We start from the raw sequence: 15,764 nt of genomic DNA on the forward strand, positions 1-15,764 counted from the left end.
CGGACTGGATGAGGTCAGACACCCCGCAGCCCATTGCCGCGGGGCACTGCGCTACCTGAAGGGCGTTATTCCGCGCGAGCTTTCTCGACCTTCTCGGAGGCCGACCACAGGCGGTAGCGGACTTCGACGTCCTTGGGCGCGTAGATGACGATGGGCAGCTTGCTGTTGTAGCGCAGCACGAAGCCGTCGCCGACCACCGGGACAAAGTCCTGGCGGGTCTTGCCATCCGGGCAGGCCATCATCGTGCTGGCCGGGCCGCTGACCTTGTCCAGGCGGTAGTAGGTGTAGCCCCAGCCCTCCAGGGTCTTTTCTTCCAGGCTGCCGCCCAGGCGCTGGCGGTTGCAGTCGACGGTGAGCGTCTTGCCGGCGAGGATCTCGACCTTGAAGTTCTCTTCCTGCGCCTGCTTGGGCAGGTGGATGACCTGGCGCACGAAGCCGTCCTCGGCCTTGGGATAGGGCGCGACGTCTTCCAGCTTGGCGGCGTTGGCGAAGGTGGCGGTAGCGCTGAGCAGCAGCGCGGTGGGGAGGGTGAAACGTACGAACGGCATGAAGCCTCCTTGCAGAAATGAAGAACGAACGCACCGCGGGGGTGCGTTCGTCCGAGCGCTCTGACCGTCAAATTGTACGAATGCTCCTACAGCCCCGTGCTGAGTTGTATCAAGCTACTTCACCACCGGCCTTGGCCTGCTGCTCCAGGTGCGTCTGCAGTTCCGGGGCGAGGTTGAGGTTGTAGGCGAGTTCATCCAGGTAGGTGCGTTCCGCGCCCTGCTGGTCGTCCACCAGCATCACGCTGACCAGGTACATCTCGGCAGCGACGGCCGGGTCACCCTGGGCCGACTCGGCTACTTCGGCGGCGTCCAGCGGTTTGCGCACTTCGGCGTCGAGCCAGTCCTGCAGTTCGGGCTCATCGCTATGACGGGCGATCTCCGCCTGGATGGCGGCCTTTTCCTTGTCGTCGATGCGGCCGTCAGCCTTGGCGGCGGCGATCATGGCGCGCAGGATCGCGTGGCTGTGGGCTTCGGCTTCCGGGCCGGAAAGTTGGTCGACGGTCATCAGCGACTGCTGCTGCGGGGCCGCGGCCGGGTGCTGGCGCTGGTAATTCTGATAGGCCTGGAAGGCCATCATGCCCAGCGACGCGAGCATCGCGTAGTTGATACCGCCACTGCTGCCGGTGCGGCCCTGGGGCATGCCGCCACCACTCGCGCCACCACCGAGCATGCCGCCCAGGATGTTGCCCAGGCCGCCCATGCCGCCGCCGGCACCGCCGGAAGCACCACCGAGCAAACCACCCAGCAAGCCGCCGAGGCCACCGAGGCCTCCCGCGCCGCCGCCTTGTTGTGCCGACGCGCCTTGCCCGCCACGCAGCAGTTGTTCCAATAGATCCGTCGTGTTCATGGATTGACCCTCGCCGACTCGTGTGGCGCGCCGGGCGGCGTCGCCTACCTGTTGCAGCAATGAGCTCTGACCTGCCTTGAGCAGTTGATCGAAAAGAGAACCAGCATTCATGAGATGACAACTCTCGCTATGCGTTGGGCAACGATAGTCCCGCCACACCGATGCGCCAGCGCCGTTCGCCGGGCCGGGTGTCAGGGCGGGACACCCGGGGCGCAGCCTGCCGTCAGCAGAGGTTGTCAGCCAGGCGATTGCCGCCCGGCGCCGGCTTCAACCGGCGATTGCGAGGAAGATCACGCGGGGACGGCGTCCAGCGCCTTCTGCGCCTGGGCTTCCAGCTCGACCTTGAGGCCGGCGTCGAGGCTCAGCTGGCGGGCCAGTTCGTCGAGGTAGGCGCGTTCCATGTAGCTGGTCTCGTCGACCATCAGCAGGCTGGCCAGGTACATCTCGGCGGCCATTTCCTCGCTGGTGGCGGCGCGGGCGACTTCGGCCGGGTCCAGCGGCTTGGCCAGTTCGCGTTCGAGCCAGCCCTGCAGCTCGACGTCGCCGGTGAGCTTGGCGATCTCGCCGTCGATCAGCTGGCGTTCGCGCTCATCGATATGTCCGTCAGCCTTCGCGGCGGCGACGATGGCCCGCAGGATGGCGTGGCTGTGCTGCTCGGCCTGGGCCGGCGGCAGGCGGTCGACGGTCTGCGGCTCGCCGCGCGGGGCGCTGGCCTGCTTCTGCTGCCAGTTGCCATAGGCCTTGTAGGCGAGCACGCCGAGCGCCGCGAGGCCGCCATAGGCGACGACATTGCCGCCGATCTTGCGCGCTTTCTTGCTGCCCAGCAGCAGGCCCAGCGCGCCCGCCGCCAGGGCGCCGCCACCGGCGCCGGAGAGCAGGCTGCCGAGGTCCAGGCCACCGCTTTTGCCCGATTGCTGAGCGCCGTCCTGCCGGGCGACGCCCTTGTTCTGCAGGAGGTCCTGGCCGGATCTGAGGAGCTGGTCGAGCAGGCCGCGAGTGTTCATGGCGATCTCCACTGTTCTATCGGAAATGGTGTCTATCGAAAATTGTGGATTCCGACTCTAGTCCAGCGCGCCTGCGAGGCGCAGCGACAGTGTGCTTCCGGATATTGCGGGCCAGTGCCGGCGGGTCCGCAGGGCAAATGGGCCGCTTTCATTCGATTAAAAAGAATGCTCCTATAGATTTTCGATAATCAACAATGAAAAGCGCCGAGATCGGCTAGACAATGCTCTGGCTCGCGGCTTCGAGCGCTCCACCGACTTCGCAAGCGGCCAACCGCCCATGATGACGCTCCGTCAGATTCGCCACTTCATCGCCGTCGCCGAGACCGGCTCGATCTCCGCCGCCGCCCAGGCGGTGTTCATTTCCCAGTCCACCCTGACCCTCGCCATCCAGCAACTGGAAGAAGAGATCGGCGTGCGCCTGTTCGATCGCCACGCCAAGGGCATGACGCTGACCCACCAGGGCCACCAGTTCCTGCGCCAGGCGCACCTGATCCTGGCCACCGTGGAGAACGCCAAGCGCAGCCTGCAGCAGAGCACCGACCAGGTCGCCGGCAGCCTGACCATCGGCGTGACCAGCCTGGTGGCGGGCTATTACCTGGCGGACCTGATCAACCGTTTCCAGCGCGCCTACCCCAACGTGCAGACCCGCGTGGTGGAGGACGAACGCCCGTATATCGAGCACCTGCTGGTGAGCGGCGAGATCGACGTCGGCGTGCTGATCCTCTCCAACCTGGAAGACCGCCACGCCCTGCAGACCGAGGTGCTGACCCACTCGCCGCACCGCCTCTGGCTGCCGGCGCAGCACCCGCTGCTGGAGCGCGACAGCATCGGCCTGGCCGATGTGGCCGGCGAGCCATTGATCCAGCTGAACGCCGACGAGATGGGCCTGCATACCCAGCGCATCTGGTCGCGCGCCGGGCTGGTGCCGCAGGTGACGCTGCGCACCGCGTCGGTGGAGGCGGTGCGAAGCCTGGTGGCCGCAGGCCTGGGGCTGTCGATCCAGCCGGACATGACCTACCGTCCCTGGTCGCTGGAAGGCGACATCATCGAGGCGCGTCCGCTGGTGGACCTTTCCGAACCGCTGGACGTCGGGCTGGCTTGGCGTCGCGGCACCGCGCGGCCACCGCTGGTGGACCCGTTCCTCACCGTGGCCCGCGAGCAGCCCAACGCGAAGAAGCTGTCCATTTGAACGTAGGGCGCATAACCGCTTGCGGTTATCCGCCGCCAGGATTCGGAGCGACGCTGATGGCGGATAACGCCTGAGGCGTTATCCGCCCCACGGGTTCAGTGCAGCAAAGTCAGCCATTCGATTTAATCGAACGCCGCTTTCAGTAATTAGAATTTGTCGACCCCACGCCCGGACTCTAGTCTCTGCCTTCATACAAAGGGCCAGCTCCGGGTATCGCCCCACTCGGAGCACGCACATGGCCACCGAAAACAAGACAGATAAAAGACGAGTTTCCAAGATGACCGGTGCACCCCTGCATACCGCCTTGCTGATCGACGGCCAACTGGTCGCCGGCGAAGGCATGGCCGAGCCGATCATCAACCCGACCACGGGCGAAACCCTCATCAGCATTGCCGACGGCTCCCTGGACCAGGTCGAGCACGCCATCGCTGCCGCGCACCGCGCCTTCCCCGCCTGGGCCCGCACCACGCCCGCCCAGCGCGCCACCGCCCTGCTCGCCATCGCCGATGCCATCGACAAGCGCGCGAACGACCTCGCCCAGCTGGAATCGCTGAACTGCGGCAAACCGCTGCACCTGGCGCGCCAGGACGACATCCCGGCCACCGCCGACGTGTTCCGCTTCTTCGCCGGTGCCGTGCGCTGCCAGCAGGGCCAGCTCGCCGGCGAATACGTGCCCGGCCACACCAGCATGGTCCGTCGCGACCCGGTCGGCGTGGTCGCCTCGATTGCGCCGTGGAACTACCCGCTGATGATGGCCGCATGGAAGATCGCCCCCGCCCTGGCCGCCGGCAACACCCTGGTGTTCAAGCCGTCCGAGCACACCCCGCTGAGCATCCTGGCGCTGGCCCCGGCGCTCGCCGAGATCCTCCCTGCCGGCGTGATCAACATCGTCTGCGGCGGCGGCGAAGGCGTCGGCAGCCACCTGGTCAGCCACCCGAAGGTGCGCATGGTCTCGCTGACCGGCGATATCGTCACCGGGCAGAAGATTCTCCAGGCCGCCGCGCGCACCCTCAAACGCACCCACCTGGAACTGGGCGGCAAGGCGCCGGTGATCGTCTGCAACGACGCCGACCTCGAAGCGGTGGTCCAGGGCGTGCGCACCCACGGCTACTACAACGCCGGGCAAGACTGCACCGCCGCCTGCCGCATCTATGCCCAGGCCGGCATCCATGACCGCCTCGTCGCCGAACTGGGCGACGCCGTGGCCAGCATCCGCTTCGCCCGCAAGCGCGATGCCGACAATGAGATCAGCCCGCTGATCAGCGCCCGCCAGCGCGACCGCGTCGCCAGCTTCGTCGAACGCGCCCTCGGCCAGCCGCACATCGAGCGCGTCACCGGCGCTGCCGTGCATTCGGGCCCCGGTTTCTACTACCAGCCGACCCTGCTGGCCGGCTGCAAGCAGCAGGACGAAATCGTCCAGCGCGAGGTGTTCGGCCCGGTGGTCACCGTGACCCGCTTCGACCAGCTGGAACAGGCGGTGGACTGGGCCAACGACTCTGAATACGGCCTGGCCTCCTCGGTGTGGACGCAGAACCTGGACAAGGCCTTCCAGATCGCCAACCGCCTGCAGTACGGCTGCACCTGGATCAACACCCATTTCATGCTCGCCAGCGAGATGCCCCACGGCGGGCTCAAGCGCTCGGGCTACGGCAAGGACTTGTCCAGCGATTCGCTGCAGGACTACAGCGTGGTGCGCCACATCATGGCGCGCCACGGCCAGCAACTGGATTGAACCACCCGGCGGGTCGCCCGTCGGCACATAAGAAACGCCCCGACGCCAAGCCGTCCGAGGGCTGTTGCTCGATTGAACTGCCCCACCAATAGAGACAACAACGAGAGGGAGACACCCGATGCGCAAGACAGCACTGCTCAGTGCCATCACCACCGCCCTGCTGGCCAGCGCCGGCGTCCAGGCCGCCGAGGCCCTGAAGGAAGTCGGCAAGGGCGAAGGCCGCCTGGACATCATCGCCTGGCCCGGCTACATCGAGCGCGGCCAGTCCGACAAGAACTACGACTGGGTCACCCAGTTCGAGAAGGACACCGGCTGCCAGGTCAACGTGAAGACCGCCGCCACCTCCGACGAGATGGTCAGCCTGATGGCCAAGGGCGGTTACGACCTGGTCACCGCATCCGGCGACGCCTCCCTGCGCCTGATCTACGGCAAGCGCGTGCAGCCGATCGATCCGTCGCTGATCCCCAACTGGAAGAACATCGACCCGCGCCTGAAGGACGCCGCCTGGTACGTGGTCAACGGCAAGACCTACGGCGCGCCGTACCAGTGGGGCCCAAACCTGCTGATGTACAACACCAAGATATTCCCCACCGCGCCGGACAGCTGGAAGGTCGTGTTCGACGCCCAGAACCTGCCCGACGGCAAGCCGAACAAGGGCCGCGTGCAGGCCTACGACGGCCCGATCTACGTCGCCGACGCCGCGCTGTACCTGAAGGCGACCCAGCCGGAGCTGGGCATCACCGACCCCTACCAGCTCGACGAAAAACAGTACGCCGCCGTGGTCGAACTGCTGCGCAAGCAGCATGACCTGATCCACCGCTACTGGCACGACACCACCGTGCAGATGAGCGACTTCAAGAACGAAGGCGTCGCCGCTTCCAGCGCCTGGCCGTACCAGGCCAACGCCCTGAAGGCCGAAGGTCAGCCGATCGCCACCGTGTTCCCGAAAGAGGGCGTCACCGGCTGGGCCGACACCACCATGCTGCACGCCGAAGCCCAGCACCCGAGCTGCGCCTACAAGTGGCTGAACTGGTCGCTGGAACCCAAGGTCCAGGGCGACGTGGCCGCCTGGTTCGGCTCCGTGCCGGCCGTGCCCGAAGGCTGCAAGGCCAGCACCCTGCTGGGCGGCGAAGGCTGCGCCACCAACGGCTACAACCAGTTCGACAAGATCGCGTTCTGGAAGACCCCGGTGGCCGAGGGCGGCAAGTTCGTCCCGTACAGCCGCTGGACCCAGGATTACATCGGGATCATGGGCGGCCGCTAAGGCAGGGATTTTTCCCGAACGCCTGACTGGCTCCCCTCTCCCTTCAGGGAGAGGGGCTGGGGGAGAGGGGGATGCCGCTGGCTCCGATGCCCGGCCGCCCTCTCCCCAACCCTCTCCCTGAAGGGAGAGGGAGCTGTTCGGCGCAACGCCCACCCGCGAACCACATCCGTACCGATTCACCCGTATCTCAGATTCACGGGCAGGGCTCCCCTACGCCGGATTCCTGCCCCTTGGAGCGTGCACCATGACCACTCCCGCTGTTCAATTCACCCAGGTCTCCCGCCAGTTCGGCGACGTCAAGGCCGTTGACCGGGTGTCCATCGACATCAAGGACGGCGAGTTCTTTTCCATGCTCGGCCCGTCGGGCTCGGGCAAGACCACCTGCCTGCGCCTGATCGCCGGCTTCGAGCAACCCAGCGCAGGCTCCATCCGCATCCATGGCGAGGAGGCCGCCGGCCTGCCGCCCTACCAGCGCGACGTCAACACCGTGTTCCAGGACTACGCGCTGTTCCCGCACATGAGCGTGCTGGAGAACGTCGCCTACGGCCTGAAGGTGAAAGGCGTCGGCAAGGCCGAACGCCTCAAGCGCGCCGAAGAAGCCCTCGGCATGGTCGCCCTGGGCGGCTATGGCGTGCGCAAGCCGGTGCAGCTCTCCGGCGGCCAGCGCCAGCGCGTGGCCCTGGCCCGGGCCCTGGTGAATCGCCCGCGCGTGCTGCTGCTGGACGAACCCCTCGGCGCGCTGGACCTCAAGCTGCGCGAGCAGATGCAGAGCGAGCTGAAGAAGCTGCAGCGCCAGCTGGGCATCACCTTCATCTTCGTCACCCACGACCAGAGCGAAGCGCTGTCCATGTCCGACCGCGTCGCGGTGTTCAACAAGGGCCGCATCGAACAGGTCGACACCCCGCGCAACCTCTACATGAAACCGGCCACCCCGTTCGTAGCGGAATTCGTCGGCACCTCCAACGTACTGCGCGGCGACCTCGCCCAGGGCCTGACCGGCAACGCCCAGCCCTTCTCCATCCGTCCCGAGCACATCCGTTTCGCCAATGGCGAGCGCAGCGCCTCGGACATCGAGATCAGCGGCCTGCTGCACGACATCCAGTACCAGGGCGCGGCGACCCGCTACGAGATCCGTCTCGACAACGGCCAGAACCTCTGCCTCAGCCAGGCCAACAGCCAGTGGGCCGACATCGACCTCGCCCACCAGCCGGGCCAGCGCGTGACCGCCCGCTGGGCGCGCGAGGCGATGGTGGTGCTGAACGAGGGCGCGTGACATGGAACTGACGATGAATGCAGCGCTGCCGCAGGCCAGCAATGGCCCGCTGCGCCGCCTGTGCAACCTGCTCTACCGCAAGCCGACGCTGTACCTCTCGCTGCTGCTGATCCCGCCGCTGCTGTGGTTCGGCGCGATCTACCTCGGCTCGCTGCTGACGCTGCTGTGGCAGGGTTTCTACACCTTCGACGACTTCACCATGACGGTGACGCCGGACCTGACCTGGGCCAACTTCGGCTCGCTGCTCAGTGGCTCCAACTTCGACATCATCCAGCGCACCGTGCTGATGGCCGTCGCGGTGTCCATCGCCAGTGGCGCGGTGGCCTTCCCCATCGCCTACTACATGGCGCGCTACACCACCGGCAAGACCAAGGCGTTCTTCTACATCGCCGTGATGATGCCGATGTGGGCCAGCTACATCGTCAAGGCCTACGCCTGGACCCTGCTGCTGGCCAAGGGCGGCGTCGCCATGTGGTTCGTCCAGCACCTGGGCCTGGAGCCGGTGCTGAACCTGCTGCTGGGCATTCCGGGCGTCGGTGGCAACACCCTGTCCACCTCCAGCTTCGGGCGCTTCCTGGTGTTCGTGTACATCTGGCTGCCGTTCATGATCCTGCCGATCCAGGCCTCCCTGGAGCGCCTGCCGCCGTCGCTGCTGCAAGCCTCGGCCGACCTCGGCGCGCACCCGCGGCAGACCTTCTTCCAGGTCATCCTGCCGCTGTCGATCCCCGGCATCGCCGCCGGCTCGATCTTCACCTTCAGCCTGACCCTGGGCGACTTCATCGTGCCGCAGCTGGTGGGCCCGCCGGGCTACTTCATCGGCAGCATGGTCTACGCCCAGCAGGGCGCGATCGGCAACATGCCAATGGCCGCCGCGTTCACCCTGGTGCCCATCGTGCTGATCGCCGTGTACCTGTCCATCGTCAAACGTCTGGGGGCCTTCGATGCACTCTGAGAAAGCTTCGTGGGGCCTGAAAGCGGCCGCCTGGGGCGGGCTGGTGTTCCTGCACTTCCCGATCCTGATCATCTTCCTGTACGCCTTCAACACCGAGGACGCCGCCTTCAGCTTCCCGCCCAAGGGCTTCACCCTGCACTGGTTCAGCGTCGCCTTCGCGCGCCAGGACGTGCTCGAAGCCATCGAGCTGTCGGTGAAGATCGCCAGCGTCGCCACGCTGATCGCCATGTTCCTCGGCACCCTGGCCGCGGCCGCGCTGTACCGCCGCGACTTCTTCGGCAAGGAAGGCATCTCGCTGATGCTGATCCTGCCAATCGCCCTGCCCGGCATCATCACCGGCATCGCGCTGCTGTCGGCGTTCAAGACCCTCGGCATCGAGCCGGGCTTCCTGACCATCGTCATCGGCCACGCCACCTTCTGCGTGGTGATCGTCTACAACAACGTCATCGCTCGCTTCCGCCGTACTTCGCACAGCCTCATCGAAGCCTCGATGGACCTGGGCGCCGACGGCTGGCAGACCTTCCGCTACGTGATCCTGCCCAACCTCGGCTCGGCGCTGCTGGCGGGCGGCATGCTGGCGTTCGCGCTGTCCTTCGACGAGATCATCGTCACCACCTTCACCGCCGGCCATGAACGCACCCTGCCGATCTGGCTGCTCAACCAGCTGGGCCGCCCGCGCGACGTGCCGGTGACCAACGTGGTGGCGATGCTGGTGATGATCGTGACCATGCTGCCGATCCTCGGCGCCTACTACCTGACCAAGGGTGGCGAGGGCGTGGCGGGGAGCGGCAAGTAAGTTGGGTGCCGTGCGCCCTCTCCCTAACCCTCTCCCTGAAGGGAGAGGGGACTGGATCGGCGCAGGAGGAAACAACGATTTCAGCCGGCACGGACGGCTCCCTCTCCCTTCAGGGAGAGGGCGGGGGGAGAGGGAAAAGCCCCCGCTCCCAACCCACAGAACCCCTCAGGCCCGCCGACCATGACAACCGGCAGGCCCCTAAAAAGAACCACCTGAACCGAACTCGCACCACGCTCCCGAACTAGAGGACTCACCCATGCAAACCAATCTGCTGATCAACGGCCAACTGGTCGCTGGCGAAGGCGAGAAGCTCGCCGTCCTGAACCCGTCGCTGGGTACCACCCTGGTGGAAATCGCCGAGGCCACCCCGGCCCAGGTCGACGCCGCCGTGCTGGCCGCCGACGCCGCCTTCGACAGCTGGTCGCAGACCGCGCCGAAGGACCGCTCCCTGCTCCTGCTGGCACTGGCCGACGCCATCGACGCCAACGCCGAGGAACTGGCCCGTCTGGAATCCAACAACTGCGGCAAGCCCTTCTCCGCCGCACTGAACGACGAGCTGCCGGCCGTGGCCGACGTGTTCCGCTTCTTCGCCGGCGCCTGCCGCGTGATGCAGGGCTCCGCCGCTGGTGAATACCTGCCGGGCCATACTTCGATGATCCGCCGCGACCCGGTGGGCGTGGTCGCCTCCATCGCGCCGTGGAACTACCCGCTGATGATGGTCGCGTGGAAACTCGGCCCGGCCCTGGCCGCCGGCAACACCGTGGTGCTCAAGCCTTCCGAGCAGACCCCGCTGACCGCCCTGCGCCTGGCCGAGCTGATGGCCGGCATCTTCCCTGCCGGCGTGGTCAACCTGGTGTTCGGCCGCGGCCCAACCGTCGGCGAGCCGCTGACCACCCACCCGAAAGTGCGCATGGTGTCGCTGACCGGCTCGGTCGCCACCGGCAGCCGCATCATCGCCGGCACCGCCGACACCGTGAAGCGCATGCACATGGAACTGGGCGGCAAGGCCCCGGTGCTGATCTTCGACGACGCCGACATCGACGCCGCCGTGGAAGGCATCCGTACCTTCGGCTTCTACAACGCAGGGCAGGATTGCACCGCCGCCTGCCGCATCTATGCGCAGAAGGGCATCTACGCCAAGTTCGTGCAGAAGCTCGGCGAAGCCGTCGGCAGCATCCAGTACGGCGAGCAGGACGACCCGAACACCGAGCTCGGCCCGGTCATCACCGAGCAGCACCTGGAGCGCGTCATCGGCTTCGTCGAGCGCGCCCGCCAGGTGCCGCACATCGAAGTGGTCACCGGCGGCAAGCGTGCCGACCGTGCGGGCTTCTTCTTCGAGCCGACCGTACTCGCCGGCGCGCGCCAGGACGACGAAGTGGTTCGCCGCGAAATCTTCGGCCCGGTGGTCTCGGTCACCGAGTTCGACGACGAAGCACAGGCGCTGGCCTGGGCGAACGACTCCGACTACGGCCTGGCCTCCTCGGTGTGGACCAGCGACATCGGCCGCGCCCATCGCCTGTCCGCCCGCCTGCAGTACGGCTGCACCTGGGTCAACACGCACTTCATGCTGACCACCGAGATGCCCCACGGCGGCATGAAGCTGTCCGGCTACGGCAAGGACATGTCGATGTACGGTCTCGAAGACTACACCGCGATCCGTCACGTCATGATCAAACATTAAGCAGTAACAAGTCGGGCCCTCACACGAGGGCCCGATGCTTTACGGCGCCCCGCTCGACCGGGACCGCCGCGCGGCCACGCATGCCGCAACCCCTTCCGGATGGAAGGGCAAAACCATGACAGCCCCTGCCCCGGGCCATCACCTTGCAAGGACTTCCCATGACCATCACCCGTCGCGACTTCCTCAACGGCGTCGCCCTCACCATCGGCGCGGGCCTCACCCCGCTGCAACTTCTCCAGGCCGCACCCTCCGGCCGCTACTACCCGCCCGCCCTCACCGGCATGCGCGGCAGCCATCCCGGCGCGTTCGAGGTCGCGCACCAGATGGGCTGGGAGAAGAAGGTGTTCGACACCGACGGCCTGAAGATCGAGGAGCAGTACGACCTGGTGGTGGTCGGCGGCGGCATCAGCGGCCTGTCCGCGGCCTGGTTCTATCGGCAGCAGCACCCCGACGCTCGCGTGCTGATCATCGAGAACCACGACGACTTCGGCGGCCACGCCAAGCGCAACGAATTCCAGGCCGGCGGCCGGATGATCCTCGGCTACGGCGGCAGCGAAGCCTTCCAGTCGCCCAAGCACCTGTACAGCGACACGGTGAACAAGCTGCTCAAGCAGCTCAACGTCGACGTGGACCGTTTCGAGACCGCCTTCGACCGTGACTTCTACCCGAACCTGGGCCTGTCCCGCGGCGTGTTCTTCGACAAGGCCGGCTTCGGCGAAGCGAAGATGGTGTCCGGCGACCCGACGCCCATGGTGGCCGACGACATCGCCCCGGAAAAACTCAACGCCCGCAGCTGGCGCGCGTTCATCTCCGACTTCCCGCTGCCCGAGGCCGATCGCCAGGCGCTGATCGACCTGCACGAGGCGCCCAGGGACTACCTCGCCGGCAAGACCCGCGAAGAGAAGGAAGCGCACCTGGCCAAGACCAGCTACCAGGACTTCCTGCGCAAGGACGTCGGCCTGAGCGAAGCCGCCACGCGCTACTTCCTCTGTCGCACCAACGACTTCTCGGCGCTGAGCATCGACGCCGTCCCCGCCGACTCGGCCTACTCCGTGGGCTTCCCCGGTTTCGCCGCCATGGACCTCTCGCCCATCAGCGAAGAAGCCAAGGCGGAGATGGAAGAGCCGTACATCTACCACTTCCCCGACGGCAACGCCTCGCTGGCGCGCCTGCTGGTGCGTGGCCTGATTCCGGGCGTGGCGCCGGGCAAGGACATGAACGACATCGTCCTGGCCACCTTCGACTATTCGAAGCTGGACCAGCCGAAGAACGCCGTGAACCTGCGCCTGAACAGCACCGCCGTCAGCGTGAAGAACCGCGACGGCGGCGTGGACATCGGCTACAGCCGTGCCGGCGCCCTGCATCGCGTGCGCGCCAAGCACTGCGTGCTGGCCTGCTACAACATGATCATCCCCTACATCCTGCGCGACCTCTCCGCCGAGCAGAGCCACGCCCTGGCGCAGAACGTGAAGTTCCCGCTGGTGTACACCAAGGTGGTGATCCGCAACTGGCAGAGCTTCATGAAGCTGGGCGTGCACGAGATCTACGCGCCGAGCCAACCGTACAGCCGCGTCAAGCTGGACTACCCGGTGGACATCGGCGGCTACAGCCACCCGCGCGACCCGAATCAGCCCATCGGCCTGCACATGGTCTACGTGCCCACCAGCCCCAACGCCGGCATGGACGCACGCACCCAGGCCCGCGTCGGCCGCGGCAAGCTCTACGGCATGAGCTTCGAGTACATGGAAGGCATGATCCGCGACCAGCTGCAGGCCATGCTCGGCCCGGCCGGCTTCGACCATCAGAAGGATATCCAGGCGATCACCATCAACCGCTGGTCGCACGGCTATTCGTACTTCTCCAACAGCCTCTTCGATGATGAGCAAGAGAGCGAAAAACTGATGAACCTGGCCCGCACCAAGGTCGGCAACGTCACCATCGCCAACTCCGATGCCGCCTGGGACGCCTATGCCCACGCAGCCATCGACGAAGCCTGGCGCGCGGTGGGCGAACTGGGCTGATCCATCAGGCGCCACGCCCGGCGTGGCGCCACCAAAAACGGCCGTCCGGCCGACAACCCGCGGGCACGCCCGCAACGGAGGCAAGCATGCGTCACCTCGTCAGAGCGTTCTACCTGCTGTCGCTGTTCACCTTTGCCAGCCTCGCGCAGGCGGCAGAGTCGCCCAAACAGATAGTCGATGCCTACATGGCCGCGTGGAACGCCCACGATGCCGAGAAGGCCGCCGGCTACCTGGCCAAGGATGCGGAGTACTTCGACGTCACCGTCGGCACCCCGCAGAAGGGCCGCGAAGCCGCGCGCGACAATGTGATCAAGGTGTTCGTCGGGGCCGTTCCGGACCTCAAGTGGAAGATGAACGGCAAGCCGATCGTCGACAAGGACGGCATCGCCTTCCAGTGGACCTTCAGCGGCACCAACACCGGCGCCTGGGACGCCCAGACCCCGGCGACCAACAAGGCCATCTCGTTCGACGGCGTGAGCTACGTAAAGGTCAAGGGCGGCAAGATCGTCTACCAGGGCGACTACTACGACGCCCTCGGTCTGCACAAGCAGCTCGGCTGGTAAGGCTCTTCGTAGGAGCGGACTCCGTCCGCGATAGGCTCGTCGCCGCTGGATAGCATCGCGGATAAATCCGCTCCTACGCAGGCCTCCAGAAAGGTAGGGCGCATAACCCGGAACGGGTTATCCGMCATCCGCCCAAGGGTTCTTTTCGTAGGAGCGAGCTTGCTCGCGAACCGTTTTCGCCGGAGACGCCGGTGCCGTGCGGTTCGCGAGCAAGCTCGCTCCTACAGTCCGTATCTGGCCGTGGGGCGATCAGCCGCGTCGCGGCAACTCGGTGATATGGATCTCGGTCACCAGCGCCGGCTTCACCAGCGGCGTGCGCGACAGCAGCGGGCAGAAACGCGCCAGCGCGCCGATCAGTTCCCACTGGGTATCCAGCGATTTCGCCAGCACATCGACGTCCGCCAGCGCGCGCTGGCCGACACCTTGCAGGTGCGCATCGGGGCTATGACTGAGTTCAACGGAGAGCTGGGTGATCAGCGTGCTCAGGTTGGACATGTTGCGGGTGGCGAGGGCGAGGATGTTCGCCAGCAGGGCGATTTCGGATTGCGGGATGACAGCAGGCGTTGCGGGTGCGTCCATGCGTGCTCCTGGGGTGTCTCGATCGGTAGTTGCGCATTCCTTGCGCGAGCGTGGCAAGACTAGCACCAGAGTGCTGGGCTGCGACAGATATCACATTTCAATTCTTTTCCTGACTTCCTGGTCACACGGACTTCCCCGCGTGACCAGGAACAGGGTCAAGCCTGGCCGAACGCCTTGCGCTTGGGCGTTCCGCGTTGCGCGGCGCGCAGGTACTGCGCCGGCCACGGCACTTGCATGCCGCCCAGCTCGTCGGCGGCGTGCAGCGGCCAGTAAGGGTCGCGCAGCAGTTCGCGGGCCAGCAGGATCAGGTCGGCCTGGCCGGTGCGCAGGATGTGCTCGGCCTGCACCGGTTCGGTGATCATCCCCACGGTGCCGCTGGCCACGCCGGCCTCCTTGCGCACGCGCTCGGCGAACTGCGTCTGGTAGCCCGGCCCCACCGGAATCTCGGCGTTCACCGCGGTACCGCCGGAGGACACGTCGATCAGGTCGACGCCCAGGTTCTTCAGGCGGCGCGCCAGCTCCACGGTCTCATCGGGGTTCCAGCCGTCCTCCACCCAGTCGGTGGCCGACAGGCGGACGAACAGCGGCAGCTCCTGCGGCCAGACCGCGCGCACGGCCTCGGTCACCTCCAGGAGGAAGCGGATGCGATTCTCGAAGCAGGTGCCGTACTGGTCGCGGCGCTGGTTGGAAAGTGGCGAGAGGAACTGGTGCAGCAGGTAACCGTGGGCGGCATGCACCTCGGCGATCTTGAAGCCGGCGGCCAGGGCCCGCTCGGCGCCACGCACGAACTGCTGCTTGATGGTCGCCATCTGCTCTTCGCTCAAAGCGATGGGCGCGGTGTGCTGCGGGTCGAAGGCGATGGCCGAGGGCGCCACCGGGGTCCAGCCGCCTTCGCTGATCGGCACCGAACCGTGCTTGCCCAGCCACGGCGCCCAGGTGCTCGCCTTGCGCCCGGCATGGGCCAGTTGCACGCCGGCGACCGCGCCCTGGGATTCGATGAAGCGGGTGATGCGTCGCAGCGGTTCGACCTGCTCGTCATTCCAGATGCCCAGGTCCTCGGCACTGATCCGCCCGTCCGGCGCGACGGCCGTGGCCTCGACTATCACCAGACCGGCGCCGCCGACCGCACGGCTGCCCAGGTGCACCAGGTGCCAGTCGTTGGCCAGGCCATCCTGGGCGGAGTACTGGCACATGGGCGAGACGGCGATGCGGTTGGACAGGGTGAGCTGGCGCAGGGTCAGGGGCTCGAACAACTGGCTCATGGTGGCACTCCCTTGGGTCTTCAGAACTTGTCACTTCAACTGTAGACCGGGAT

General features: G+C 66.5%; 14 protein-coding genes. 9 read left to right on the plus strand and 5 right to left on the minus strand.

Features of this window, described 5'->3' with window-relative positions; translation table 11 throughout:
- Positions 1-65: 65 nt before the first annotated feature.
- The 3 genes from eco to QO207_RS16060 all read right to left on the minus strand — a co-directional run bounded on the left by eco (position 66) and on the right by QO207_RS16060 (position 2,399).
- Positions 66-548, minus strand: coding sequence for a serine protease inhibitor ecotin (gene eco, locus QO207_RS16050; RefSeq protein ID WP_301533353.1), 483 nt, complete (start codon positions 546-548; stop codon positions 66-68).
- A 109-nt stretch (positions 549-657) separates the two neighbouring features.
- Complete coding sequence (locus QO207_RS16055; protein WP_301533354.1) at positions 658-1,395, minus strand: tellurite resistance TerB family protein; 738 nt, start codon at positions 1,393-1,395, stop codon at positions 658-660.
- Positions 1,396-1,685: 290 nt separating this feature from the next.
- A complete protein-coding gene (locus tag QO207_RS16060; protein ID WP_301533355.1) occupies positions 1,686-2,399 on the minus strand; it encodes a tellurite resistance TerB family protein in 714 nt (237 codons plus the stop codon).
- 277 nt (positions 2,400-2,676) lie between these two features.
- On the opposite strand from QO207_RS16060, the gene QO207_RS16065 reads away from it, so the two are divergent.
- The 9 genes from QO207_RS16065 to QO207_RS16105 all read left to right on the plus strand — a co-directional run bounded on the left by QO207_RS16065 (position 2,677) and on the right by QO207_RS16105 (position 13,870).
- Positions 2,677-3,588, plus strand: a complete 912-nt coding sequence (locus QO207_RS16065; protein ID WP_081517787.1) for a LysR family transcriptional regulator — start codon at positions 2,677-2,679, stop codon at positions 3,586-3,588.
- A gap of 235 nt (positions 3,589-3,823) precedes the next feature.
- Positions 3,824-5,320 (plus strand): gamma-aminobutyraldehyde dehydrogenase, encoded by a 1,497-nt coding sequence (locus QO207_RS16070; protein WP_301533356.1) that lies wholly within the window; start codon positions 3,824-3,826, stop codon positions 5,318-5,320.
- 118 nt (positions 5,321-5,438) lie between these two features.
- Positions 5,439-6,584 (plus strand): putative ABC transporter substrate-binding protein YdcS, encoded by a 1,146-nt coding sequence (gene ydcS / locus QO207_RS16075; protein ID WP_301533357.1) that lies wholly within the window; start codon positions 5,439-5,441, stop codon positions 6,582-6,584.
- A gap of 244 nt (positions 6,585-6,828) precedes the next feature.
- Positions 6,829-7,857, plus strand: coding sequence for an ABC transporter ATP-binding protein (locus QO207_RS16080; RefSeq protein ID WP_192210091.1), 1,029 nt, complete (start codon positions 6,829-6,831; stop codon positions 7,855-7,857).
- A gap of 13 nt (positions 7,858-7,870) precedes the next feature.
- Positions 7,871-8,809 (plus strand): ABC transporter permease, encoded by a 939-nt coding sequence (locus QO207_RS16085; protein ID WP_301533376.1) that lies wholly within the window; start codon positions 7,871-7,873, stop codon positions 8,807-8,809.
- Positions 8,799-9,605: an ABC transporter permease gene (locus QO207_RS16090; protein ID WP_192224871.1), complete on the plus strand. Its 807-nt coding sequence runs from the start codon at positions 8,799-8,801 to the stop codon at positions 9,603-9,605. The genes QO207_RS16085 and QO207_RS16090 overlap by 11 nt, the downstream gene beginning before the upstream one ends.
- 256 nt (positions 9,606-9,861) lie before the next feature.
- Positions 9,862-11,286 carry a gamma-aminobutyraldehyde dehydrogenase gene (locus QO207_RS16095; protein ID WP_301533358.1) on the plus strand — a complete coding sequence of 475 codons (1,425 nt, stop codon included), beginning with the start codon at positions 9,862-9,864 and terminating at the stop codon, positions 11,284-11,286.
- Positions 11,287-11,444: 158 nt separating this feature from the next.
- On the plus strand, positions 11,445-13,307 hold the full coding sequence (locus tag QO207_RS16100) for an NAD(P)/FAD-dependent oxidoreductase (protein WP_301533359.1): 1,863 nt from the start codon (positions 11,445-11,447) through the stop codon (positions 13,305-13,307).
- Between the two features lie 86 nt (positions 13,308-13,393).
- A complete protein-coding gene (locus QO207_RS16105; protein WP_301533360.1) occupies positions 13,394-13,870 on the plus strand; it encodes an ester cyclase in 477 nt (158 codons plus the stop codon).
- A 249-nt stretch (positions 13,871-14,119) separates the two neighbouring features.
- Here the strand turns inward: QO207_RS16105 and QO207_RS16110 are convergent, their stop codons facing one another.
- Both QO207_RS16110 and QO207_RS16115 read right to left on the minus strand, forming a co-directional pair.
- On the minus strand, positions 14,120-14,449 hold the full coding sequence (locus QO207_RS16110) for a hypothetical protein (protein ID WP_301533361.1): 330 nt from the start codon (positions 14,447-14,449) through the stop codon (positions 14,120-14,122).
- Between the two features lie 155 nt (positions 14,450-14,604).
- On the minus strand, positions 14,605-15,711 hold the full coding sequence (locus tag QO207_RS16115) for an NADH:flavin oxidoreductase/NADH oxidase (RefSeq protein ID WP_301533362.1): 1,107 nt from the start codon (positions 15,709-15,711) through the stop codon (positions 14,605-14,607).
- Positions 15,712-15,764: the final 53 nt, after the last annotated feature.

It is taken from the genome of Pseudomonas sp. CAN1, from assembly GCF_030462585.1.
GTDB lineage: Bacteria > Pseudomonadota > Gammaproteobacteria > Pseudomonadales > Pseudomonadaceae > Pseudomonas.